The sequence below is a fragment of the Paraburkholderia sp. C35 genome (genome assembly GCF_003121405.1).
GTDB lineage: Bacteria > Pseudomonadota > Gammaproteobacteria > Burkholderiales > Burkholderiaceae > Paraburkholderia.
The window spans coordinates 19,761-42,742 of sequence record NZ_QBUY01000078.1; the positions used below are offsets into that span (position 1 = coordinate 19,761).

At 64.1% G+C, this 22,982-nt stretch carries 11 protein-coding genes; 10 read left to right on the forward strand and 1 reads right to left on the reverse strand.

Going from position 1 to position 22,982, the window contains the following annotated elements; genetic code table 11:
* The first annotated feature begins 211 nt into the window (after nucleotides 1-211).
* From DK391_RS31780 to pelG, 7 genes are read left to right on the forward strand one after another with little or no spacing between them, the layout of a single operon-like run.
* Complete coding sequence (locus DK391_RS31780) at nucleotides 212-2,977, forward strand: bifunctional glycoside hydrolase 114/ polysaccharide deacetylase family protein (protein WP_239483003.1); 2,766 nt, start codon at nucleotides 212-214, stop codon at nucleotides 2,975-2,977.
* On the forward strand, nucleotides 2,952-6,914 hold the full coding sequence (locus tag DK391_RS31785) for a tetratricopeptide repeat protein (RefSeq protein WP_109481974.1): 3,963 nt from the start codon (nucleotides 2,952-2,954) through the stop codon (nucleotides 6,912-6,914). Before DK391_RS31780 ends, DK391_RS31785 begins: the two co-directional genes overlap by 26 nt.
* A 29-nt stretch (nucleotides 6,915-6,943) precedes the next feature.
* Entirely contained in the window at nucleotides 6,944-7,480 is a 537-nt protein-coding gene (locus DK391_RS31790; RefSeq protein WP_109481975.1) for a penicillin-binding protein activator LpoB, read from the forward strand.
* A gap of 58 nt (nucleotides 7,481-7,538) precedes the next feature.
* The gene (locus tag DK391_RS31795; RefSeq protein ID WP_109481976.1) at nucleotides 7,539-9,017 is read left to right on the forward strand and encodes a PelD GGDEF domain-containing protein; all 1,479 of its coding nucleotides are present in this window, start codon (nucleotides 7,539-7,541) and stop codon (nucleotides 9,015-9,017) included.
* Nucleotides 9,004-10,173, forward strand: coding sequence for a sugar ABC transporter permease (locus DK391_RS31800; protein WP_109481977.1), 1,170 nt, complete (start codon nucleotides 9,004-9,006; stop codon nucleotides 10,171-10,173). The genes DK391_RS31795 and DK391_RS31800 overlap by 14 nt, the downstream gene beginning before the upstream one ends.
* A 10-nt stretch (nucleotides 10,174-10,183) precedes the next feature.
* Nucleotides 10,184-11,770 (forward strand): GT4 family glycosyltransferase PelF, encoded by a 1,587-nt coding sequence (gene pelF / locus DK391_RS31805; RefSeq protein ID WP_109481978.1) that lies wholly within the window; start codon nucleotides 10,184-10,186, stop codon nucleotides 11,768-11,770.
* A 16-nt stretch (nucleotides 11,771-11,786) separates the two neighbouring features.
* Nucleotides 11,787-13,157, forward strand: coding sequence for an exopolysaccharide Pel transporter PelG (gene pelG / locus DK391_RS31810; protein ID WP_109481979.1), 1,371 nt, complete (start codon nucleotides 11,787-11,789; stop codon nucleotides 13,155-13,157).
* A gap of 58 nt (nucleotides 13,158-13,215) precedes the next feature.
* Here pelG and DK391_RS31815 read toward each other — a convergent pair whose 3' ends face one another.
* On the reverse strand, nucleotides 13,216-14,283 hold the full coding sequence (locus DK391_RS31815; protein ID WP_109481980.1) for an aldo/keto reductase: 1,068 nt from the start codon (nucleotides 14,281-14,283) through the stop codon (nucleotides 13,216-13,218).
* 23 nt (nucleotides 14,284-14,306) lie between these two features.
* On the opposite strand from DK391_RS31815, the gene DK391_RS31820 reads away from it, so the two are divergent.
* The 3 genes from DK391_RS31820 to DK391_RS31830 all read left to right on the forward strand — a co-directional run bounded on the left by DK391_RS31820 (nucleotide 14,307) and on the right by DK391_RS31830 (nucleotide 22,479).
* The gene (locus tag DK391_RS31820; RefSeq protein WP_109481981.1) at nucleotides 14,307-14,513 is read left to right on the forward strand and encodes a hypothetical protein; all 207 of its coding nucleotides are present in this window, start codon (nucleotides 14,307-14,309) and stop codon (nucleotides 14,511-14,513) included.
* A gap of 92 nt (nucleotides 14,514-14,605) precedes the next feature.
* The gene (locus tag DK391_RS31825) at nucleotides 14,606-17,860 is read left to right on the forward strand and encodes an autotransporter outer membrane beta-barrel domain-containing protein (protein WP_239483004.1); all 3,255 of its coding nucleotides are present in this window, start codon (nucleotides 14,606-14,608) and stop codon (nucleotides 17,858-17,860) included.
* Nucleotides 17,861-17,958: 98 nt separating this feature from the next.
* On the forward strand, nucleotides 17,959-22,479 hold the full coding sequence (locus DK391_RS31830) for a DEAD/DEAH box helicase (protein WP_109481982.1): 4,521 nt from the start codon (nucleotides 17,959-17,961) through the stop codon (nucleotides 22,477-22,479).
* The last annotated feature ends 503 nt before the right edge of the window (nucleotides 22,480-22,982 follow it).

Genomic DNA, 22,982 nt, shown 5'->3' on the forward strand with positions numbered 1-22,982 from the left:
CGTCACAACATCTATCTGCCAGTACTCTTTAGCAGAACACTTTCGGTCAATGACGCTAAGCGACTTGCATCGTTATTTCAGGGAATTCTTTTGCGCATTCCTCCGAATGCCAGCATGGGTGCTTTGCAATGCACGCATGCGGAACGCGGTTGCGCTAACCTGTACTAAAAGCGTCCTCGCTATTGCACTGGTATTACCCGTGCATTACGCATTGGCCGATGATCTTACGCAAACCGTCACACAGCCGTCATTTGCGCTCTATTACGGTAAGACACCGCCTGTCGAAATGCTCTCCGCATTCGATGCCGCCGTCGTCGAACCCGAAAGCGGCTTCGATCCGCTAGCTCACCGCCTGCCGCATACCAAATGGTTCGCTTATGCGAGCGTGGGCGAAGTTCTGCCTTCGCGCAGCTATTACGCCGATCTTCCCAAGAACTGGCTGGCAGGAAGCAATGAAGCGTGGGCCTCGCGTGTCGTCGATCAAAGCCAGCCGGAGTGGCCTGCGTTCTTTGTCGATCACGTGATCAAGCCACTGTGGGACAAAGGCTATCGCGGCTTCTTTCTCGACACGATGGATTCGTGGCAACTCGTTGCAAAGACGGATGAAGCCCGCGCGCGGCAAACGCAAGGTCTCGCGAATGTGATTCGCGCGATCAAGGCGCGCTACCCGGACGCGAAACTGATCTTCAACCGCGGGTTCGAGATCCTTCCGCAAGTGCACGACCTCGTCTATGCGGTGGCGTTCGAGTCGCTGTATCGCGGCTGGGACCAGGCGCAGCAACGTTATACCGACGTGTCCGAACAGGACCGCACGTGGCTGCTCGACCAGGCCAGAACGGTGCGTGATCAATACCATCTGCCCGTCATCTCCATCGATTATTGCCCGCCCGCCGATCACGCCTGCCAGCAGGACGCCGTCGCGAAGATCAAGGCGCAAGGCATCGTGCCGTATGTCACGGACGGCGCGCTGGCGACCATGGGCGTCGGTGCCGTGCAGCCCGTCAAGCGGCGCATTCTGGTGATCCAGGATCCGCCGGCGCGCACGGATCTGAACGTGTCGCCCGGCGTGCGTTTTCTGGCCATGCCGCTCAATTACCTCGGCTACCGGATCGACTATCGCGATGCGCGCGACCCGATGCCCGAAGGCGATCTGCGCGACCGCTATGCGGGTATCGTGTTGTGGCTCGAAGGTCAGGTGCCTAACAGCAAGGCATACCGCGACTGGTTGACGGCACAGGTCGACGCGAAGATGCCCATTGCCGTGTTCACCACCTTCGGCACGCCGATGGACGGCGATCTCGCGAAGAAGCTCGACCTCGAAACCGTGGCAGGCGCGCCGGTGAACGGCAAGCTCGACGTTCAAACCTACGATCCGAAGATGATGGGCTTCGAAATGAAGCCGCATCCCCTCGCACGCGATTTCACACCGATCCGCGTCGGCCCGCATAGCCGCTCGCTGCTGCGGCTGCGCTCGGGCGACTTCGTGATCGACGGCGCGGGCATCACGCCTTGGGGCGGCTTTGCGATGCGCCCGTTCGGCGTGTACGAGCTCGATGCCGTCAATCAGGCGCGCTGGGTCACGCAACCTATCGAGTTTCTGCGCGCCGCGCTGCGCCTGAACAGCGACATGCCCGTGCCGGATACGACCACTGAAAATGGCCGGCGCCTGCTGATGTCGCATATCGACGGTGACGGGTTTGCGTCGCGCGCCGAGTACACCAACTATGTGCCGGCCAACACCGACATCACGCCGCAGTACTCGGGCGACATGCTCTATGCGCTGCTGCGCGATTCGGGCATGCCCACCACCGTCTCGCTAATCGAAGGCGAAGTGTCGGACGAAGGTCCGTTCAAGAGTTTTGCGCCGCATCTGCGGGACATCGGCAAGAAGATTTTCGAATTACCGAACGTCGAAGTGGCGACGCATACCTACACGCACCCGCTGCAGTGGATGCGCGTCACCGGCCTCGGCGTGGCCGACACGCGCGATACACCCACGGAAGGCAGCAGCCAGACCAACAGCAGCGGCCTGTCCATCGACATCCCCGGCTACCACTTCAACATCGACCGTGAAATCGGCGGCTCGATCAACTATATCGACAGCAAGATCGCGCCTACGTCGAAGCCGGTGAAGATGGTGTTGTGGAGCGGCGACTGCCAGGTGCCCTCGCCCGTGCTCAAGGCCGCCTATGAAGCGGGCGTGCTGAACCTGAACGGCGGCGACACGCTGATCACGAAGAGCTTTCCGAGCTGGGCAGCCATTGCGCCACTCGGCGTGATGAAGAACGGCTACTTCCAGATCTTCGCGCCCAACCAGAACGAAGAGTTGTATACAGATCTCTGGCACGGACCGTTCTATGGCTTCTCGCGCGTGCTCGAAACCTTCGCGATGACCGACAAGCCAATCCGCTTCAAGCCGATGGACATCTACTACCACATGTTCACAGGCACGAAGTACGCGTCGATGAAAGCGCTGCAGGAGATCTTCGACACGGTCCTCAAGCAGCCCGTCACGCCCGTCTTCACGTCCGAATACGCGCGCAAGGTGCTCGACTGGCTCGACACCAGCATCGCGCAGGAGCCGGGCACCAATATGTGGGTCGTGCGCAACGAGTCGAATCTGCGCACTGTGCGGCTGCCCGTCGGCAAAGTGCCCGACATGTCGGGTGCGACGGGTGTCGCAGGCTATCTGCCAGGACCGGGCGGCACGTATGTGCATCTGACAGGCGACGGCATGGCGCGCTTCGCGGTGATCGACGAATCCGCTGCCCGCCGCGTGCCTTATCTTGCCGAAGCCAACGGCATGCTCGATCACTTCACGCGCACCCGCAACGGTTTCGCTTTCGATCTGCGCTCGCACGTCGCACCCATGTTCCGTCTCGCCAACGCCGGCGCCTGCCGCGTGACGAAACGCCCCGAGAACAGCAACGCCAACGGCTATCACGAACTGCATGTCGACGTCGCCTGCGCATCCTGACCGTCAGCGGCTCTTTTCGCCCGCTGTGATTCTCGTGCTCGGCCTGCTGGTCGGCGTGATGCTCGCGCTCGCCTTTCCGCGCGAGAAAATCGAGTCGCGGCTGCTCGAAGGCGCGAACGTCGACGGCCTCACGATCGCCTATCTGGAAGCCTGGCTGCGCGTCGATCCGAACAACGCCGAAGTGCTCTCCGAACTCACCCGCGAGTATCTGAAGGGCCAGCGCATTTCCGATGCGACGCGTATCCTCGACCGCCTGTCGCGTTCCGGCGATGCGAATGCACGGCAAAGCGCCATGGCGATTCGCATCGCGCTCGCGCAGCAACGTCTCTACGCGCTCAAACCCGACGATCCCGCGCGGCCCGCCCGCCTCCACGAACTCGATGCGCTGCTGCACGAAGCGTTCGACTACAAATGGGACGTCGAGCAGTTGACGATGCTCGCGCAGCAGGCGCGCGGCCTGAACGACAACGACCTCGCTGCGCGTTACTACACACTGCTGTCGAAATCCGATCCGCAGCATGCAGGCGAGTGGCTGGCCGCGCTCGCGCAGACCCAGCTTGGCAACCAGCAGCATCGCGCGGCCGCCGACGCCTGGTTCGCCGTGCAGGCGCAGGCCACTACGCTCGACGACAAACGTGCCGCGTTTATCGCCGGATTGCGTGCGCTGCAATCGGGCAACGACATGGCGGCCACCATGCAGGCCGCCGATCAGCACATCGGCGATCTCGCCGACGACCCCACCACCCTGCGCTTCCTGGCGAACCTCGCGCTGGCGGCGGGACGGCCCGATCTCGCATCGAAGTACGTCAAGAAGCTGATGAAGATGTCGGCGCTGGATCACGACATGGCATTCGCGCGGCGTGCCTCGTTCGCGCCGAAGCGCCCGGCGGATTCGGGCGTGATCGAGCGTCGCACGGCGCGCGGCGTGTGGCTGCGCGCGGCGTGGTATCGACCGTTCGCTTCGCGTGGCGCGATTCTGCGGCGCGCCCTCGATGCGTCGTCGAATGCCGGCAACGCCGCGCACGTGGTTCGCATCGCGGCCGCCGTGCCTGCGGTGTCTCCCGCTGCGTCCGGCGCGGGGTCTGCCGCCGCGCCTGCCGCGCTCCCTAGCGATGCGGCGCCGTCCGACTTCGAGCTTGCGTACAAGGTGTTCCTCGCCAATGGCGATGTCGCGAACGCACAGCGCATCGCGCAGACGGCGGTCGATCGCGATCCGCAGTCCGTCGCGTGGCGCGAGCGTCTCGCGCAGGTGGCCGAATGGAACCGGCGTCAGGACATCGCGCTTGCAAACTACGTCGTGATTGCGAAGATGCGCGGCACGGAAGACGACTGGAAAAAGGTGGCACGTCTCGCGCCCGGCCTGAACGACAACACGGCGATGCTCGCCGTCACGCTGCATCAGGCGGACGAGCAGCCTGGCAATCTGAAGCTGCTCGACGCCGTGGTGTTCTCGTACGAACGTCTCGCCGATCCCGACTCGGCGTTGCACTTCCTGCAAACACGCTTCAACGGCCCGTTGCGCCGCCAGGCGATGGAGCGTTACGCGCAGGTTGCCGAACGCAAAGGCGACGACGAACTCGCGCTGCGCTCATGGCAGAACCTCGAACGCGAGTACGGCCCGAACGCCAACTATGGGCTGAAGATCGGCACGATGCTGTACACACGCACGCAATTCGACGCGGCACTCGCGGCGATGAACGAAGCGAAGCGCGGCGCACCTGCGTCGAACGATGAATTCTGGCGCTTCTATTCGCTGCTCGCCGATTCGAACCAGAACGCCCGCGACGCGCGCCTCGGCTATCGCCAGTTGATTGCGGGCGGCAAGGCCGACTCGCAAGACTATGAGGTCATGTCCAACTTCTTCAACGATTCGCCGCTCGACGCCGGGCGTCTCGCTGAAACTGCGTACCGTCATGGCGGCCCGCCGCGCATGCTGTCGGAAGCGCTGTATGGCTATCAGCGTGCGCATGCGTGGGGCCGCATCCGTATCCTGCTCGCCTCGTTGACGCCGGAACAGTTGAAGGTGGCCGAGCAATCGTCGGCGTTCCTGCTTGCGCGTGCGGAATACGAGCGGCAAACGGGCGCAAACGACGCCGCATTGCGCGACATCCAGCGCGCCGTGGCACTCGATCCGAACAACTCGGAAGCGCGCGCCGCCTACATCTGGACCTTGAACGAACGCGGCACCGATGCGATGCTGCTCGCGGCACTGCGCAGCCATGCAGGCGATGCCGAAACCGATCCGCAACTGTGGGCACCGTACGGCGCGGCATGGCTGCGTCTCGGCGATGGCCGCCGCGCGCTGCACTATCTGCACAAACAGGCCGCCGATGCCAAACAAAGCCTGTTGTGGCGCCTCACGTTCGCCGACGCACTGGAACTGAGCGGCCGCGTCGACGAAGCGTGGCGCGTGCGCAAACAGGTGTGGCTCGAACTGGCGCGCCGCCGTCGCGATCCGTCGCACGCCACGCCGCTGCCGCCCGCGGAGCAGGACGACTTGCGTGGCCGCTTCGTCGCCCTCACGCAACTCTATGACAACGGCGACCGCTCGCGCGCGGTGCTGATCGACATGTTGCGCGCCGATCGCAACGGTGCGGGCGAGACGCAACCGGCCACCTCCGAACTCGGCGACATCGGCCTGTTGCCCAAGGCGAAGCAGGAAGAAATCCGCAAGCAACAGCGGCTGTATTCGTCGATTGCACGCGAAGCGGCTATTTCGTGGGCGCAAAACGAAGACGCGTCCGACATGGAACGCGCATGGCTCGAAAAGCAGTACATCGACGATAGCCAGCGTCCCATTTATGCCGAAGCGCAACTCGCGATCAACGACGGTGACGTCAACGAACTGTCGCGTCTGCTCGACACGCTGCCCGATCTCGTGCCGCGCCAGAACCGCGTCGATGCACAGGCGCTGACGGGCCGCACCTCCGCCGCGCAAACCAGCGCGTTCGAATCGCTGACACGCGAACCGAACGACGAAGTGATGCAGGCGATGGCGCGCGAACAGTTGCTGACCAACGCGCAGGCGCTGGCGGGCGCGTTCCGTTACGTCGATCAGGGATCGCTGCGCTTCACGGAAGAATCGGCGACGGGCAGCGTGCGCCTCACGCCGTCGCAGAACCTGCAGTTCCGCTACATGCAGCGCGACCAGACGGTGGACGGTTCGCAACTCGCATATGCGCCGAAGCACGACCGGCTTGCCGAAGCGATCTACGGCCACAAGGGCCAATACGACGAAGAGCACGTCACGGTGGGCCGCCGCAATGCGCTCGAAGACTTTACGACGGCGCGCGTCGAAGGCACGTACAACGTCACGCCGAGCCTCACGCTGACCTATGCGCTCGGCTACAACCAGGCCGCGACGGAATCGACGCAACTGACGGTGGGCGGCACCAAAGATCTCGCGTCGCTGGGCTTCAACTACCGGCTCGATCCGCACTGGTTCGGCGGCGCGCGCTACGAATACGCGCGCTTTCATGGCCAGGACCGCTCGTATCTCGGCAACGGCAGTCTCGTCGAAGCGAACATCGGCTACAAGATCAAGGCCGATTACCCCGACTACACGATCCGCGCCGTATTCGCGCACGGCCAGTACAACGCGACGGGCACGCCGGGCGACCGCCTCGCGGTACTGCTGCCGCAGAACACACCGCTCACGGCCGCGTCGTTCATGCCGCAGACCTTTACGCAAGGCGGCCTGCTTTTCTCGTTCGGCGACGATCTGCCCGACCAGTATTCGAAGGGCTGGCGGCCGATGTTCGCAGGCGGCCCGATCCGCGACTCGCGCGCGGGCTGGTCGGGTCAGGCGGAACTGGGCCTCGTCGGCAGCGTGTTCGGCAACGATCAGATGCTGCTGTACGGCGCGTATCAGGGTGTTTCGTCGAATCATTCGACGTCGGTGAAAGAAGTCGGCGTGCGCTATCGCTACCTGTATTGAAGTATTGAAGAGTCTTTGAGGAGAACGACATGGACCAAAGCAAGAACATTCGCGCAGGCGCTGCGGCGCTGGCGTTGATGGCGCTCACGCTCGCGGGTTGCGCCGTCGTCGACCGCAGCGCGCCGCCCACGATCGGCAAAGGCGACAGCGTCGCGATCCTGCCGATTGCGAACAACACCGAGACGCCACAAGCGGGCCAGCGCGCGGCATCGATTGCGCAAAGCCTGCTGGCATCGTATGGCTACACCAATCTGTCGCGCTACCCCGCGAGCGCCGACGACGAAACGCTGTTCGACGCCGCCAAGCCCGACGCGCAGCAGAACGCGCTGAACTGGGCGCGCCAGCAGAACGCACGCTACGCGCTGTCGGGTGCCGTCAACGAATGGCGCTACAAGGTCGGCGTGGACGGCGAGCCGGCCGTGGGGCTAACCTTCGACGTGATCGACGTGCAGACGGGCAAGGTGGTGTGGACAGGCACGGGTAGCCGCACCGGCTGGAGCCGCGACGCCGTGTCGGGCGTTGCGCAGAAGCTCGAACGCGCCCTGCTCTCGCCGCTCGCGCAGTGAAGCACACCCTGCTCGGCATGACTATCATCGAAGCTGGGTTCGATTTAAGGCGAACGCCATGAACACGCAGGCTAACGAACACGCCGCCGCGCGCGGGCGGCACAGACGCCGTCAGGCGCAAAGCGTCGGCGGGGGCTCCTGGTGGGCGCGCGTGATCGCGCCGCCGCGCGGCTCCGCGCGCCGCCGCACTATTGCCGCACTGGAGACGATCGTCGCGACGCTCGCCGCCGTGGCGATCTGCTGGGCCTTCGACCACTCCGATCCGCTTCTGGTCCAGAGCGGCTTCGGCTGGGTCTGGATCGTGCCGCTCGTGATCGCGCTGCGTTACGGCACCATTGCAGGCGTGGTTTCCGGGCTGATCCTGCTGGGTTCCTGGTATGTGCTCTACCCCGACACCAGCAACGCGGCCGCGCCCATTTCGTTCGCCCGTGCGTTGATGGAGCCACCGGGCGCGCGGCTCTTTCCCGTGAGCTTCTTCCTAGGCGGCTTCGTCATCACGATGCTGTGCGGGCAATTCGGCGATATCTGGATCACGCGCCTGCGGCAAGGCCGCGTCGCTAACGACTACCTCGCGGAGCGCCTGTCGATCCTCACGCGCAATCAGTTCATGCTGCGCATCTCGCACGAACGGCTCGAACAGGATCTGCTCGGGCGTCCTGCTACGTTGCGCGATTCGCTTGCGCGCCTGCGCACGGTGGTGCTCAATCAGGAGCCGACGGACGCGCAGCACGGCTTAGTGGATCTGCGTGGCGCGCAGCCGTTTCTCGAAGCCGCCGCCCAGGCTTGCCAGATCGAAAGCGCGAGCGTGCATGCGTGGCGTAGCGGCAAGCCGTCGGCAACTGCCGCTGCATCGATCGGCGCGCCTTCGGCGTTCGAGCCGGACGATCCGCTCGTGCGCGAAGCGCTCGATACCCGCACGCTGGTGCATGTCGAATCGAAGACGAATCAGGACATGTCGGCGAGCCGCTATGTCGTGGTGGTGCCGCTGATCGACGCGCAGAAGAATCCCGTCGGCGTGCTGGCTGTCGAACGGATGCCGTTCCTCGCGCTCACGCGCGACAACCTGCAGCTCCTGCTGGTGCTGTGCAACTTCTATGCGGACGGCGTGCAGCACGCCGTCATTACGCGCGATACGCTCGGCGCGTTCCCCACCTGCCCGCATACGTTCGCCCTCGATTACGCGCGGCTCGTGCATCTGCAGCGCGATACGCAGGTGCGTTCGTCGATTGTCGCGCTGGTGTTTCATAACGACGAACGCAGCACGACGCTCTACGAACACGTGCTGCGCACACGCCGCGCGCTAGACGTGCAATGGCCGCTGCGCGACGAACGTCATCGCGTGGTGCTGACGCTGATGCCGCTATCCGGCGATAGCGCAGTGGATGGTTATCTGTTGCGGATCGAAGAAAATCTGCGCGCGCAGTATGGCGTCGATTTCGAAGCCGCGCGCGTCGCCGTGCATTCGATGGCCGTACCCGCCGACGAACCCGGCGCCGCGTTGCGGCGTCTGCTGGAGCGCTGCGATGTCCGCTTCTGACGCCGCCGTGGCGCGACGCGGCCAGCCCACGCGACCTCTCGCCAGACTGGCGGGCGTCGTTCTGGTCGTGCTCGGCCTCGCGTTGCAGTGCGTCGTCCTGCTGATCGCCACGCGCAGCGCACCGGATACGTCCGCCGAATGGCTCGGCGGTCTCGTCACGATCGACGTCGCCACGTTGCAGGCCGCCGCGCAGCTGAACACGCAAACGCTGCTGCTGTGTCTGCTCATGCAGGCCTGTGCCGCGCTCGCCACCTCGCTCGGTCTGACATTGCTAATGCCGATGCGTTACCGGCGGCCGCATGTAGGGCTGCTCGTATGGCTGTGGTTCTTCAACTTTGCGGTGCCGGTCGGCGGAATACTTTGCTCGATCGGCGCGCTTGCCATTGCTGCCGTGTTGCCGCGGCCGCGCGCGCAATTGCCTATCGTGCTGGTCGAGGAACCGGAGTTCGCGGCGAATCTGATCGGCACCGTGTCATATGGGCGCGGCGCGCGATTGAAGGCGGAATTGCAGAACTCGGAAGCGGGCACGTCGTTCCGCATGACTGCGCTGCTCGCCATGCAATCGATGCCCGCGCGCACCGTGTCACCGCTGCTGCAAGGCATGCTCGCCGATCCCCTCGACGATATTCGTCTGCTTGCCTACGGCATTCTCGACAATCGCGAGAAAGTGCTCACGCAGCAGATTCTCGTCGAACGTCCGAAGCTCGATGCAAAACTGCATCCCGGGTTGAGCAACGCTGAGCGCGCCCATGCGAACCGCACGCTCGCGCAACTCTATAGCGAACTGATCTACGAAAACCTCGTCACAGGCGACGTGTACCGCAATGCCGCCGATCAGGCCGACGGCTTCGCTGCCGCCGCGCTCGAACATGATCCCAAGGATGCCGCGCTCTGGCGTCTGCGCGGCCGTCTTGCGATTGCACGCGGCGATCTCGACGGTGCGGACATGATGCTGCAACGTGCGATCGACTGCGGTTTTCCGCGCGAGCGCATGCTGCCGTGGCTTGCGGAAACGTCCTACCTGCGCCGCGATTTCGCGCGCGTGCGCAAGCTGCTCGCCGAAATGGACAGCCGCGCGGCGACGCCCACGCTGTCCGCCGTACTCGATTTCTGGAAACCGCGTGGCCCTGCCGCCGCGCCATCCCGCTCCACCTGAGGCTGCCCTCATGTTTTCATCGAAAGCGCCATCCCTGCCGCACGCGGAGTCCGCCGATATTGCCCTGCTGCTCGAAGGCACGTTTCCGTATGTGAGCGGCGGCGTGTCGAGCTGGGTCAACCAGATTATCCGCGCGTTTCCGGACTATTCGTTCGCGCTGTGCTTTCTCGGCAGCCGTCCGCAGGATTATCCGAAGATGCAGTACACGTTGCCCGACAACGTCGTGCATCTGGAGAACCACTATCTGTACGACTTCGCGCCGCCGCCGCTGGTGCAGAAGCAGCGCGGCGATTCGTCGGCGTTCATGCGCTCGGCGGATCTGCATGAATCGTTGCGCAACCCCGCCATGCGCCACGCAGCGGGCCGCATGCTCAAGGACATGCTGAAGGATCTGCGCCCCGGCGGCGCATTGGGCGAAGACGCGTTTCTCTATTCGAAGGAAGCCTGGCAGTATCTTACCGACCAGTACCGGCAGTTCTGCACGGACCCGTCGTTCGTCGATTACTTCTGGACCGTGCGCATCATGCACAAGCCGCTGTGGCAACTCGCGAAGATCGCCGAGGGCCTGCCGCGCGTGAAGATGTTCCATACCGTCTCGACGGGTTATGCGGGCTTTCTCGGCGCGCTGGCACGCTATCGCTATGCGCGGCCCCTGCTCGTGTCGGAGCACGGCATCTACACGAAGGAACGCAAGATCGATCTGTTCCAGAGCGAATGGATTCGCGACAACCGCAGCATCTTCGAACGCGACGTGTCGCAGATCGGCTATTTCCGCGACCTGTGGGTGCGTTTCTTCGAAACGCTCGGCCATGTGTGCTACGACTCCGCAGAAGACATCATCGCGCTGTACGAAGGCAATCGCCGCCGGCAGATCATCGACGGCGCGCCTGAAGCGAAGACGTCCAACATTCCGAACGGCGTGAATCTGCCGAAGCTCGCCCCGCTGCGCACACAGCGCGCAGCCGGTGTGCCGAAGACGCTCTGCCTGATTGGCCGCGTGGTGCCCATCAAGGACATCAAGACATTTATCCGCGCGATGCTGTCCGTGGTGCGCCGCATGCCCGAAGCGGTAGCATGGATCGCCGGCCCGGAAAACGAAGATCCTTCGTATGCGGCTGAGTGTCATGCGCTGGTGGAAAGCCTCGGCTTGCAGGACAAGGTGAAGTTTCTCGGCTTCCAGAAGATCGACGAACTGCTGCCGAAATGCGGCGTGCTGGTGCTCAGTTCGATTTCGGAAGCGTTGCCGCTGGTGGTGCTGGAAGGTTTCGCGGCAGGTGTGCCGTCCGTGACGACGGATGTCGGTTCGTGCCGCCAATTGATCTATGGCCTCGATGGCGACGATGCCGCGCTCGGTGCTGCTGGCCGCGTGGTGCAGATCGCCGATCCGCGCGCGCTCGCCGAAGCCGCGCTCGATCTGCTGGACGAGGACAACTGGCATAGCGCCCAACAGGCGGGCATTGCGCGCGTCGAGCGTTACTACACGCAGGAACAGATGGTCGGCTCGTATCGCGACCTGTACGCGCGGCTTACGTCGCAAACGGATCTCGTCGATCCACCCGCAACGGAAGCCGATCTTCCGATGCCGATGCCTCACTGAACGGGAGCACGCGACCATGGCAGGGATTGGTTTCGAACTGCGCAAGATGCTCCGGCGCAACACGCTGCTGGGGCTGATGCAGGCTTATACGTATGCGGGCCTGATCGGCGCGGGACCGTGGGTGCTGTCGATCGTCGGCATTCTGCTGATCGGCGTGCTCAGCATTCCGTTCGTGCTGCCTACCGGCCTGATCACGCAGTTCCAGGTGTCGGTCCCCTATCTGATTTCGCTCTCGCTGGTGCTGCCGGGACCGTTGCAGCTTGCGTACACGCGCTTCACGTCGGACCGGCTGTTCGAAAAGCGCCGCGATCTCGTGCTGCCGAATTTTCATGCGGTGATGTTCATCGTTACGGCGGCTTCGACGGTGCTCGGCGGGCTTGCTGTCGTGTTCCTGTTTCCGCAGCAGACGGCCGCGTACCGGCTGCTGATGCTGGCGGGCTTTGTCGTGATGGGCAACATCTGGATCGCGACCATCTTCCTGTCGGGCATGAAGCAGTACATGTCGATCATCGTGGTGTTCTTCATCGGCTATGCGGTGACGACGATCGCGGCGCTGTCGCTGAACCGCTATGGTTTGACGGGTCTGCTGTCGGGGTTCGTGATCGGACAGACGATTCTGCTGGTGGGTCTGCTCGCGCTCATCTACCGCGATTACGTCAGCGATCATTTCCTTTCGTTCGAGATGTTCCGCAAGCAGTACCGCTACCCTTCGCTGATGCTGACGGGCTTTCTGTACAACCTCGGCATCTGGGCGGACAAGTTCATGTTCTGGTATTCGCCTGGTACGGGGCAGCCGGTGATCGGTCCGTTGCATGCGTCGATCATCTACGACATTCCCGTGTTTCTCGCGTACCTCGCGATCATTCCGGGCATGGCCGTGTTCCTGATGCGGATCGAAACGGACTTCGTCGAATACTACGACGCGTTCTACGATGCCGTGCGCGAAGGCGCGTCGCTGCAGCATATCGAGCGCATGCGCAACGCGATGGTCGAGGCGCTGCGCAACGGTATCTGGGAGATCATGAAAGTGCAGGCCATCGCCGCGATGATGCTGTTCGCGGCGGGCACGATCCTGCTGAACTGGCTGCAGATTTCCACGCTTTACCTGCCGCTGCTGTATATCGACGTGATCGCGGCGAGCATGCAGGTGGTGTTCATGGGCACCATCAACGTGTTCTTCTATCTCGACAAGCGCAAGATCGTGCTGTTTCTGGTGGGCACGTTCGTGGTCTCGAACGTGGTGCTCACGGCGATTACGCTGTCGCTGAACCCGGCCTATTACGGTTACGGGTTCGCCGGGTCGCTGCTGATCGTGGTGCTGGCGAGTCTTTATCTGCTCGATCGCAAGCTCGATTCGCTGGAGTATGAGACGTTTATGTTGCAGTGAAGTCAGGCTTCGGCGCGGTCAGTGTGAATCTGCCGCGCCAAAGTGCATTGCGCGTCAGTCAGGCATTGCCCACTTCCTGAAAACCAAAGCGCGTCTCCTTGATCTGCTTGCGGCGCGGTTCACCCTGCCGTTCCAGCATCCAGCCCGGATACTCGGACGGCAATTGGCTCACTTTGTCGAGCTTCGCGAGATCGTCCTCGCTCAGTTCGACCTTGGTCGCGGCGATGTTGTCGTCGAGTTGCTCGACCCGCTTCGCACCGACGATCACGCTCATCACGGCGCGCTGATGCAGCAGCCACGCCAGCGCAATCTGCGCGACGGACACGCCTTTCGCTTCAGCGATGGTTCGCATCACGTCGACGCAATCGAACGCGCGTTCCTGATTAACGGGCGGAAAATCAAAGGTCGCGCGGCGGTTGCCCGCCTCGCCCTTCTGGCCGCGTTGATACTTGCCGCTCAACAGGCCGCCCGCAAGCGGACTCCACACCATCAGGCCCAGGCCTTCACTCTTTAGCATCGGCACGAGTTCGCGTTCGAGATCGCGGCCTGCAATGGTGTAATACGCCTGCAAGGTATCGAAGCGCGCAAGGCCCAGACGTTCCGAGATGCCGAGCGCCTTCACGATCTGCCACGCGGCCCAGTTCGATACGCCGATATAGCGCACATGGCCGTGCTGCACGAGCGTATCGAGCGCACGCAACGTCTCTTCGATGGGCGTAGCAGGATCGAAACCGTGAATCTGATAGAGATCGACGTGGTCGAGTTGCAGACGCTGCAGACTGGCCTTGATCCCGTCCATGATGTGATAGCGCGACGCGCCGCGCGCGTTCCCGGAAGCACCCATCTGGCCGAACACCTTGGTTGCCACCACCACGTTATCGCGCGGGATTTTCAGGTTTTTCAGCGCCTGCCCGGTGATCTGCTCGGAGATGCCGGAAGAATAAACGTCGGCTGTATCGATGAAATTGATGCCCGCGTCGATCGCGCGGCCAATCAGCTTTTCGGCGTCGCTCTGCTGCAAGTCGCCGATGTGCTGCCAGATTTCACCTGTGCCGCCGAACGTCATCGTACCGAGGCACAGTTCCGACACGAACACGCCAGTGCGGCCAAGCTGGTTATATCGCATGGTTCAGGACTCCACGTTGGGTGATGAAGCTGATGAAGCGTGCTGGACTCACCAGCATACTCAATGCCCGTGAAGGCTGCTGGTGGGTTGCCAACGGTCCGTACCGCTTTCGCACCGCAGCATTCATGCACGGCGCGCGCTTCTACTCGATGCGCGCGCAAGGGTTTCTGTCTCGTGTTTGCCTTCATTTCCACGCTGCACGCGCGCTAAAAGTCTTTCAATCGATGTAAATCCATTTCAATTCATTGCCCTGCTGTAAGGGATGCTATAAAACGCATGCATGCGGTGACTGATCAATGTGTTTCCTTAACAGGAGATGCGGATGAGGAAGTCGGTCGAACTGGGCATCGGCAGCATGATCCTGCTCACGCGTGCGTGCTCGACACCCGCGGTGGCCGCGTGCACGAATACGCCGCCCGCCAGCGGTACGACGGTCGTCTGCTCAGGCGCAAACGTGCCGTCAGTGGTCGCGCCTGCGGCTTCCACCAACGTCACCATCGACGTCGACAACACGGCAAGCGGCAACTTCACGCGCGCCGCCACTGCTGTCGTGTATGGCGTCGATACATCGAGCAGCATCACGAGTGCGGGCAATCTCACGCTGTCCGGCTCGGGCAGCACAGGCACGCAACGTGGCGCGGTACTGCTCGGCGCGAACAACGGTAATACCCTCACCACCGCGTCAGGCGCCGTCATCACCACCAGCGGCGCGTTCAACGACGGCATGGCCGCCAACGGCAGCAACAACACGCTTGTCAACAACGGCACCATCAGCACCGCGGGACCCAACGCGTATGGCATGACGGCGGCATGGGGACAGACGAACGTCGGTCAGACGGGCAACGCGCTGACCAACACGGGCAGCGTATCGACCACGGGCAGCAACGCGCGCGCCATGTCGATACTGGGCGGCAGCGGCACCATTACCAACAGCGGCACGCTATCGACCAGCGGCACAGGCAGCGTGACGGTCTACATGCAAGGCAATGCCGACCACCTGATCAACACGGGGACGATCACCTCGAGTGGCGCGGGATCCGATGCGGTGTTCTCGAACACCGTGGCATCCAGCTTCACCGTCACTATCGAAAACCTCGCGGGCGGTGTCATCGTCAGCCAGAATGGCGCAGCCATACGCACGCTCAACGGCGCGTCGACGATCATCAACGCCGGCCTGTTGCAAAGCAACGCAGGCACGGCCGTCGCGATGGGCAACGGCAACAATTCGCTGATCCTGCAAACCGGCTCGTCGATCGTCGGCATCGCCGACGGCGGCGGCGGCTCGAACACGGTCACGCTGCAAGGCACGGGTACGGCCTCGAATGCGTTCACCAACTTCCAGACGCTGTTGATGCAGGGCGCGCAATGGGACTGGACCGGCAGCGGCACCTTCACGCTCGCGCATGTTCAGACGGGCACGCTGAACGTCACCGGCACGCTGGGCACGACTGCCGCGGGACTCGTCGATGCGGGCGCAACCTTGCAAGGCAACGCGCAATCGCTGCCTTCGAACGTGACCGACAACGGTGTGGTCCGGGTTGCACAGACTGGCGCGGGCACCTACGCAGGCACGATCTCCGGCACCGGCTCGGTCGAGAAGACCGGCGCGGGAACGCTGACGCTCGCGCCCACGTCGGCGTCCGGCAATACCTATGCGGGCGGCACGACCGTCACGGCTGGCACGCTCGCGGCAGGCGCTGACAATGCGCTCGGGGCCGCCACGGGCGGTCTCGCCTTCGACGGCGGCGCGCTGCAACTGACCCAGTCGTTCGATCTCGCCGCGACGCGCGCCATCACCCTCGACGCGGGCGGCGGAACGATCGATACGCAATCGTTCGATACGACGCTCGCGCAGTCCGTCACCGGCAGCGGCGCGCTCACGAAGGCGGGCAGCAGCACGCTGCTGATGACAGGCGCCAGCAGTTACACAGGCACGACGAACGTCGCGGCAGGCACGCTCGCCGTCGGTGACGACGCGCATCGCAATGCGGCGCTGACGGGAGGCGGCGGTGTGAACGTGGCGTCGGGCGCGACGCTCGGCGGCTACGGCAGCGTGAGCGGCGCGGTCGCGAACAGCGGCACGATTGCCGTGGCGAACGCACTTGCATCGTCGTCGGCAGGCACGAACGGCAGCTTCACGATCAACGGCTCGCTCGCTAACGCGGGCCTCGTGCGGATCGGCGGATCGGGAGTCGGCAACCAGTTGCGTGTGGCGGGCAACTACGTCGGACAAGGCGGCTCGATCGCGCTGAATACCGTTGTCGCGCAGGATGGCGCGGCGTCGGACCGGCTGGTGATCGACGGCGGCAGCGCGACGGGGGCGACCAGCCTGCGCGTGACGAACATCGGCGGCTCGGGCGCGCAGCCCCAGGCCAACGGTATCCAGATCATCGACGCCGTGAACGGCGCCACCACGAACGCCAGCGCATTCACGCTCGGTGCGCCCGTCAAGGCCGGCGCGTATGAATACTTCCTGGCGAAAGGCGGCGTGACCGACGGTACATCGGGCGACTGGTTTCTCAGGAACACGGTCGCGCCCGCGTCGAACCCGGCCGATACACCCGAGTTCGCAGCCGGCACGCCGCCCCTTCCCAGCGCGCCGCCCGGCTCCGCGCCGGTTCCGCTATATCGCCCGGAAGTGCCTGTCTATACGGAAATCGCCAGCGTGGCGCGGCATATCGGCTATCTGCAACTCGACTCGTTCCACGAACGCCAGGGCGACCAGTCGCTGCTGACGGAGACGGGTAACCTGCCCGCCGCGTGGGGCCGCGCATGGGGCGGACATAGCACGATCAGCCAGGACGGCGACGCCAGCCCCACTTTCGATGGCTCCGTCTATGGCGTGCAGGTGGGGCACGATCTGTACGCCGATTCGAATGAAAACGGCCATCGCAATCACTATGGCCTGTTCGCAGGCTTCACGCGCGCGAGCGGCGACGTCGATGGGTTCGCGCTCGGCACGCCGGGCTACGATGCCGGTCATCTCGCCATCAACGCCTATACGCTGGGCGGCTACTGGACACACATCGGCCCGTCCGGCTGGTACACCGACGCCGTGCTCGCAGGCAGTTCGCTGCACGCCGATCCGCAATCGACAGATGGCACGGGCGCGTCCGCGCACGGCACGGCTGTGGCGGGATCGGTGGAAGGCGGCCTGCCCGTGCCCGTCGGCGCGGGCGTGACCGTCGAACCGCAGGCGCAAGTCATCTGGCAGCATCTGTCGATCAGCGATCTGAACGACGGTGTCTCGAACGTCTCGTTCAGCAGCGGCGATACGTTTGTCGCCCGGCTTGGCGCGCGGGTGGCGGGCGACGTCGACGGATTCGGCACGCGCTGGCAGCCATGGCTGCGCGTGAACGTGCTGCGCACGTTCGGCAGCGACGATACGACGACGTTCGGCGGCGCCACCGCGCTCGGCACGCAGATCGGGCAGACGGCCGCGCAGATCGGCGCGGGCGTCGTGGCGCGCATCGGGCGTTCGGGTAGCGTGTTTGTCACCGCCGGCTGGCTGACCAATCTGGGCGGTGCGCATCAACGTACCATTACGGGCGATGCAGGCGCACGCTGGAGTTGGTGACGGGTAGTTGCGTCGCCACAAACCAGCACCAGCAAGACCGCGCGAAACCTGCGAGACTGGACAGGTCTAACGTTTTCACGGCTGAAGGCGCACTGGATATGCGGCGCGCCGCCCCCATCTTCGACGTCATGACTCGCGCCTCACGCCCTGCCGCAGATCGGTCCGATCCGCTGGCCGACTTCCATCCCGCCGTCGCGGGCTGGTTCCGGAAGACCTTCCCCGCGCTCACCGACGCGCAAGCCGCCGCATGGCCGCTGATCCGCAGCGGACGGCACACGCTGGTGGCCGCGCCGACTGGCTCGGGCAAGACGCTGACCGCGTTTCTCGCCGCCCTCGACGAACTGGTGCGCGACGGCCTCGCGCACGGCGGCGCGCTGCCCGACGAAACGCTGGTGATCTACGTATCGCCGCTGAAGGCGCTATCGAACGACATCCGCATCAACCTGCAGACACCGCTCGAAGGCATCGCGCGTGAACTGGTCGAACGCGGCCTGCCCGCGCCCGAAATCCGCACTGCCGTGCGCACCGGCGACACGACCCAGCAGGAACGCAACGCGCTGAAAAAGCGCGCGCCGCATATTCTCGTCACGACACCCGAATCGCTGTATGTGCTGCTCGGTTCTGCCTCGGGTCGCAAGATGCTTGCGACCGTGCGCACGGTGATCGTCGATGAACTCCATGCGGTGGCGGGCGGCAAGCGCGGCAGTCATCTTTCGTTATCGCTGGAGCGGCTCGACGCGCTGTGCGGGCGGCGTCTGCCGCGTATCGGGCTGTCGGCGACGCAAAAGCCGATCGAAGCCGTCGCGCGTTTTCTGGTCGGCGGCGCGCCTATTGAAAGCAACGAGTCCGCCGATTGCGCGATCGTCGATATCGGCCATGTGCGCGAGCGCGATCTCGCGCTGGAGATTCCACCCGTGCCGCTCGAAGCGGAGATGTCGAACGAAGCATGGGAACTGGTCTACAACCGGCTCGCCGAACTGGTCGCGCAACATCGCACCACGCTCGTGTTCGTCAACACGCGGCGCATGGCCGAGCGCGCCGCGCGGCATCTGACCGAGCGGCTCGGCAAGGATGCCGTCGCCGCGCATCACGGCAGCCTTGCGAAAGAACAGCGCTTCGACGCCGAGCAGCGCCTGAAGCGCGGCGAATTGCGCGTGCTGATCGCGACGGCTTCGCTGGAACTGGGCATCGATATCGGCGATGTCGATCTGGTCTGCCAGATGGGTTCGCCGCGCGCGATCGCGCCGTTCCTGCAGCGTGTCGGGCGATCGGGCCATCATGTGGGCGGCATGCCGAAGGGACGGCTGTTTCCGTCGTCGCGCGACGATCTGATCGAATGTGCGGCGCTGCTCGATTGCGTGCGGCGTGGCGAACTCGATCTGCTGCATATTCCGCGCGCGCCGCTCGATGTGCTCGCGCAGCAGATCGTCGCCGAAGTCTGCAATGCCGAATGGAGCGAAGATGCCTTGTTCGAACGCTTCCGCCACGCCGCGCCCTACGCCACGCTCGAACGCGAGCAATACGACGCCGTGCTGCGCATGCTCGCCGAAGGCTACACGAGCCGTCACGGCCCGCGCGCCGCGTACGTGCACCGTGACGCTGTCAACGGCACGCTACGCGGACGGCGCGGCGCGCAGCTTTACGCAGTGACGTCGGGCGGCACGATTCCCGAGAATGCCGATTACGCGGTGGTTCTCGAACCGCAAGGACTCAACATCGGCACGGTCAACGAAGACTTCGCCGTCGAAAGTCTCGCGGGCGACGTGTTCCAGCTCGGCAATGCGTCGTACCGGATCATGCGGGTGGAAAGCGGCCGCGTGCGCGTCGAAGATGCGCAAGGCCAGCCGCCGAACATTCCGTTCTGGCTGGGCGAAGCGCCTGGACGCAGCGACGAGTTGTCGGCGGGTGTCGCGCGGCTGCGAGCGGAGATCGAGCGGCGGCTGGGCGTCGTGAAAGCGACTGACCGCGTTGCTGCAAATGCTGTCACATCCGTCTATACGCAAGACAGTGTCGCCACCATCGAAGCACAGCCGACGACGACCACAGTCGATCTCGAACCCGCCATCGCATGGCTCGTCGAACAAACGCAGTTGCCTGAGGCTGCCGCGCGCCAGATCGTCGAATACCTGGCGCGTGCACGTCAAGCGCTCGGTGCGCTGCCAACGCAAGACACGCTTGTGATGGAGCGCTTCTTCGACGAATCGGGCGGCACGCAACTCGTGATCCACACGCCGTATGGCAGCCGCGTGAATCGCGCGTGGGGTCTGGCGCTGCGCAAGCGGTTCTGCCGCAACTTCAACTTCGAACTGCAGGCCGCCGCGACGGAAGATGCGATCGTGCTGTCGCTGACGGGCGCGCACAGCTTCGCGCTTGATGAAGTGTGGCGCTATCTCCGTTCGACGACAGCCGAACACGTGCTCGTGCAGGCGCTGCTCGATGCGCCGCTGTTCGGCGTGCGCTGGCGCTGGAATGCGACCACCGCGCTCGCCTTGCCGCGCTACACGGGCGGCCGCAAAACGCCGCCGCCGCTGCAGCGCATGCGCAGCGACGATCTGCTCGCGACCGTGTTTCCCGATCAGGCCGCGTGCCTGGAGAACATCGTCGGCGAGCGCGAATTGCCGAGTCATCCTCTCGTCGATCAGACACTCGACGATTGCCTGCATGAAGCAATGGATGCCGATGCGTGGCTCGCGCTGCTGCGGCGGATCGAGAGCGGACAGATTGCGCTGGTGTCGCGCGACCTGCCCGCGCCCTCGCCGCTCGCAGCCGAAATCCTCACGGCCAAGCCTTACGCGTTTCTCGACGACGCGCCCATCGAAGAGCGCCGCACGCAAGCCGTGCTGAACCGGCGTTACACGAACGGCCCCGAATCCGCCGACGATCTCGGCGCGCTCGATGCCGATGCGATTGCGAGCGTCGCTGAAGAAGCGTGGCCGCAAGTGCGCTCCGCCGACGAAATGCACGAAGCACTGATGGGTCTCGCGTGCATTACGCAAGCCGAAGCGCAGCGCAACGAAGGCTGGCCCGCATGGCTCGCGCAACTGGCGACGACGGGCCACGCCACGCGCATGCAGACCGGTCCGCACGACGCGTTGTGGCTGCCCGCCGAGCGCCTGACGTGCCTGCGCGCGATCTATCCACATGCGCCCGTCGAACCGGCGTTGCGCGTGCCGAAGGGTTTCGACGAAAGCTGGACGGAAGACGATGCACTGGTCGACGTGGTGCGCGCGCGGCTGACGGGTTTCGGGCCGCTGCCGCTTGCGGAAATCGCACGCGCGCTCACGCTGCCTGCGTCCGCCGTTGCGCTCGCGCTCACGCGGCTCGAAGCGGAAGGCTACGTGATGCGCGGCCGCTTCACGCCTGGCACACTCGACGAAGAATGGTGCGAGCGGCATCTGCTCGCGCGCATCCATCGCTATACGGTGCGACGTTTGCGGCGCGAGATCGAGCCGGTCGAACGGCACGATTTCATGCGCTTCCTGTTCGCGTGGCAACGTCTTACACCCGACACACGCGGCGAAGGACGCGACGCACTGGCCGCCGTGCTCGATCAGCTCGAAGGGTTTCAGGCGGCGGCGAGCGCGTGGGAGGAAGACATCCTGCCTGCGCGCCTGAAGGACTATTCGATCACCTCGCTCGACGATTTCTGCCGCGCGGGCAAGATCGTCTGGATGCGGCTCACCGATCGCGCGCGCAGCACGAGCGGCCCGGTGCGCAGCACGCCGATCGTGCTATTGCCGCGCCGCGCGCTGCCCGCATGGACGGCGCTGGTCGATACATCGAATCAGCCGGGGTTATCGTCGAAAGCGCAACTGGTGTTCGACACGCTGACGCAGCGTGGCGCGATGTTCTTCGACGAACTGACGGGCGATGTGCATCTGCTGCGCGTGGAACTGGAGAATGCGCTCGGCGAACTGGTGGCGGCGGGACTCGTGAATTCGGATAGTTTTGCGGGTTTGCGTGCACTGCTCAAGCCGGTGGCAAAACGCAATGCGTCGTACTATCCGAGCCGCCGGCCGCGTGGTGCGGGCGCGCTGATCGGCGGCATGGACGATGCGGGGCGGTGGGCGTTGTTGAGGCGGCCTGCTGGGGCTGATGTTGGTGCCGTTGGCGTTGGATCGGAGAAGGCTCGCGGACCTTCACCGCGTGCGGCATCGTTCGCGCCCGAAGTGATCGAGCATGTCGCGATGGCACTGTTGCGGCGATATGGCGTTGTGTTCTGGCGCCTGCTCGAGCGCGAAGCAGAATGGTTGCCGCCGTGGCGCGATCTGCTGCGCGTGTATCAGCGGCTCGAGGCGCGTGGCCAGGTGCGAGGCGGACGTTTTGTGAATGGCCTTGCAGGCGAGCAGTTTGCGTTGCCTGAGGCGATTCCCCTGTTGCGTGAGGTGCGTCGTCATGCGGACGATGGCGCGTTTGTTTGTGTCGCGGGGAGTGATCCGTTGAATCTTGTCGGCACGTTGTTGCCTGGGAATAAAGTGCCTGCTGTTGCAGGGAATCGCGTGTTGTATCGGGATGGGGTGCCGGTTGCTGCTCTCGTTGGTGGTGAGTTTTTTTTGCCTGATGATGTTGATGGGGAGACTAAGCAGTTGATGAGGATGAGGCTTGCCAGGCGGTATTGATCGTTGTTGGTTTCGCTTCCGCGGTTAGTCTGGATTTTGATTCGTTCGGTGCTGGCATCCGCTTTTTGTTAGTGGTCTGCTAGTGTTGCCCCTGTGCGGGGCGGCACTTACTTTCTTTGCCGCCGCAAAGAAAGTAAGCAAAGAAAGCGGGCTAACACCGCCAGTGCTAGTTGTTGCCTGCGGGCCCCCAACCGGTCCTATCCCTCACACAGCATCGCCCTTCTTCATGCTCGTTACTCACGCTTCGAATAAGCGCCTACCCCACTCCACTCACCCGTAGCGTCCCGAGCGACAGCGACTCGCATATGCAGCCCAGGTGGCAAACGGTGTGTAGGGCGTAGCGCTTCCCACGCGAGCGATCCTACAAGACACACCGCCTTTGCTTTTCAGTCCGGAGTGGTGCGCATACGGCGCGACAGCCGACACACCGTTTGCCACCTGGGCGGCCTGGGCCGAACTGGTAAGGCTTGCTGAGACGCGGGTGCTTGAAGAGGGTGATGCGC

What these genes read in the sequence shown, in the direction of transcription:
- DK391_RS31785 (WP_109481974.1), top strand. Translation starts at nt 2,952, where the DNA reads ATGTCGACGTCGCCTGCGCATCCTGACCGTCAGCGGCTCTTTTCGCCC.
- DK391_RS31790 (WP_109481975.1), top strand. Translation starts at nt 6,944, where the DNA reads ATGGACCAAAGCAAGAACATTCGCGCAGGCGCTGCGGCGCTGGCGTTG.
- DK391_RS31795 (WP_109481976.1), top strand. Translation starts at nt 7,539, where the DNA reads ATGAACACGCAGGCTAACGAACACGCCGCCGCGCGCGGGCGGCACAGA.
- DK391_RS31800 (WP_109481977.1), top strand. Translation starts at nt 9,004, where the DNA reads ATGTCCGCTTCTGACGCCGCCGTGGCGCGACGCGGCCAGCCCACGCGA.
- pelF (WP_109481978.1), top strand. Translation starts at nt 10,184, where the DNA reads ATGTTTTCATCGAAAGCGCCATCCCTGCCGCACGCGGAGTCCGCCGAT.
- pelG (WP_109481979.1), top strand. Translation starts at nt 11,787, where the DNA reads ATGGCAGGGATTGGTTTCGAACTGCGCAAGATGCTCCGGCGCAACACG.
- DK391_RS31815 (WP_109481980.1), bottom strand. Translation starts at nt 14,283, where the DNA reads ATGCGATATAACCAGCTTGGCCGCACTGGCGTGTTCGTGTCGGAACTG.
- DK391_RS31820 (WP_109481981.1), top strand. Translation starts at nt 14,307, where the DNA reads ATGAAGCTGATGAAGCGTGCTGGACTCACCAGCATACTCAATGCCCGT.
- DK391_RS31825 (WP_239483004.1), top strand. Translation starts at nt 14,606, where the DNA reads ATGAGGAAGTCGGTCGAACTGGGCATCGGCAGCATGATCCTGCTCACG.
- DK391_RS31830 (WP_109481982.1), top strand. Translation starts at nt 17,959, where the DNA reads ATGCGGCGCGCCGCCCCCATCTTCGACGTCATGACTCGCGCCTCACGC.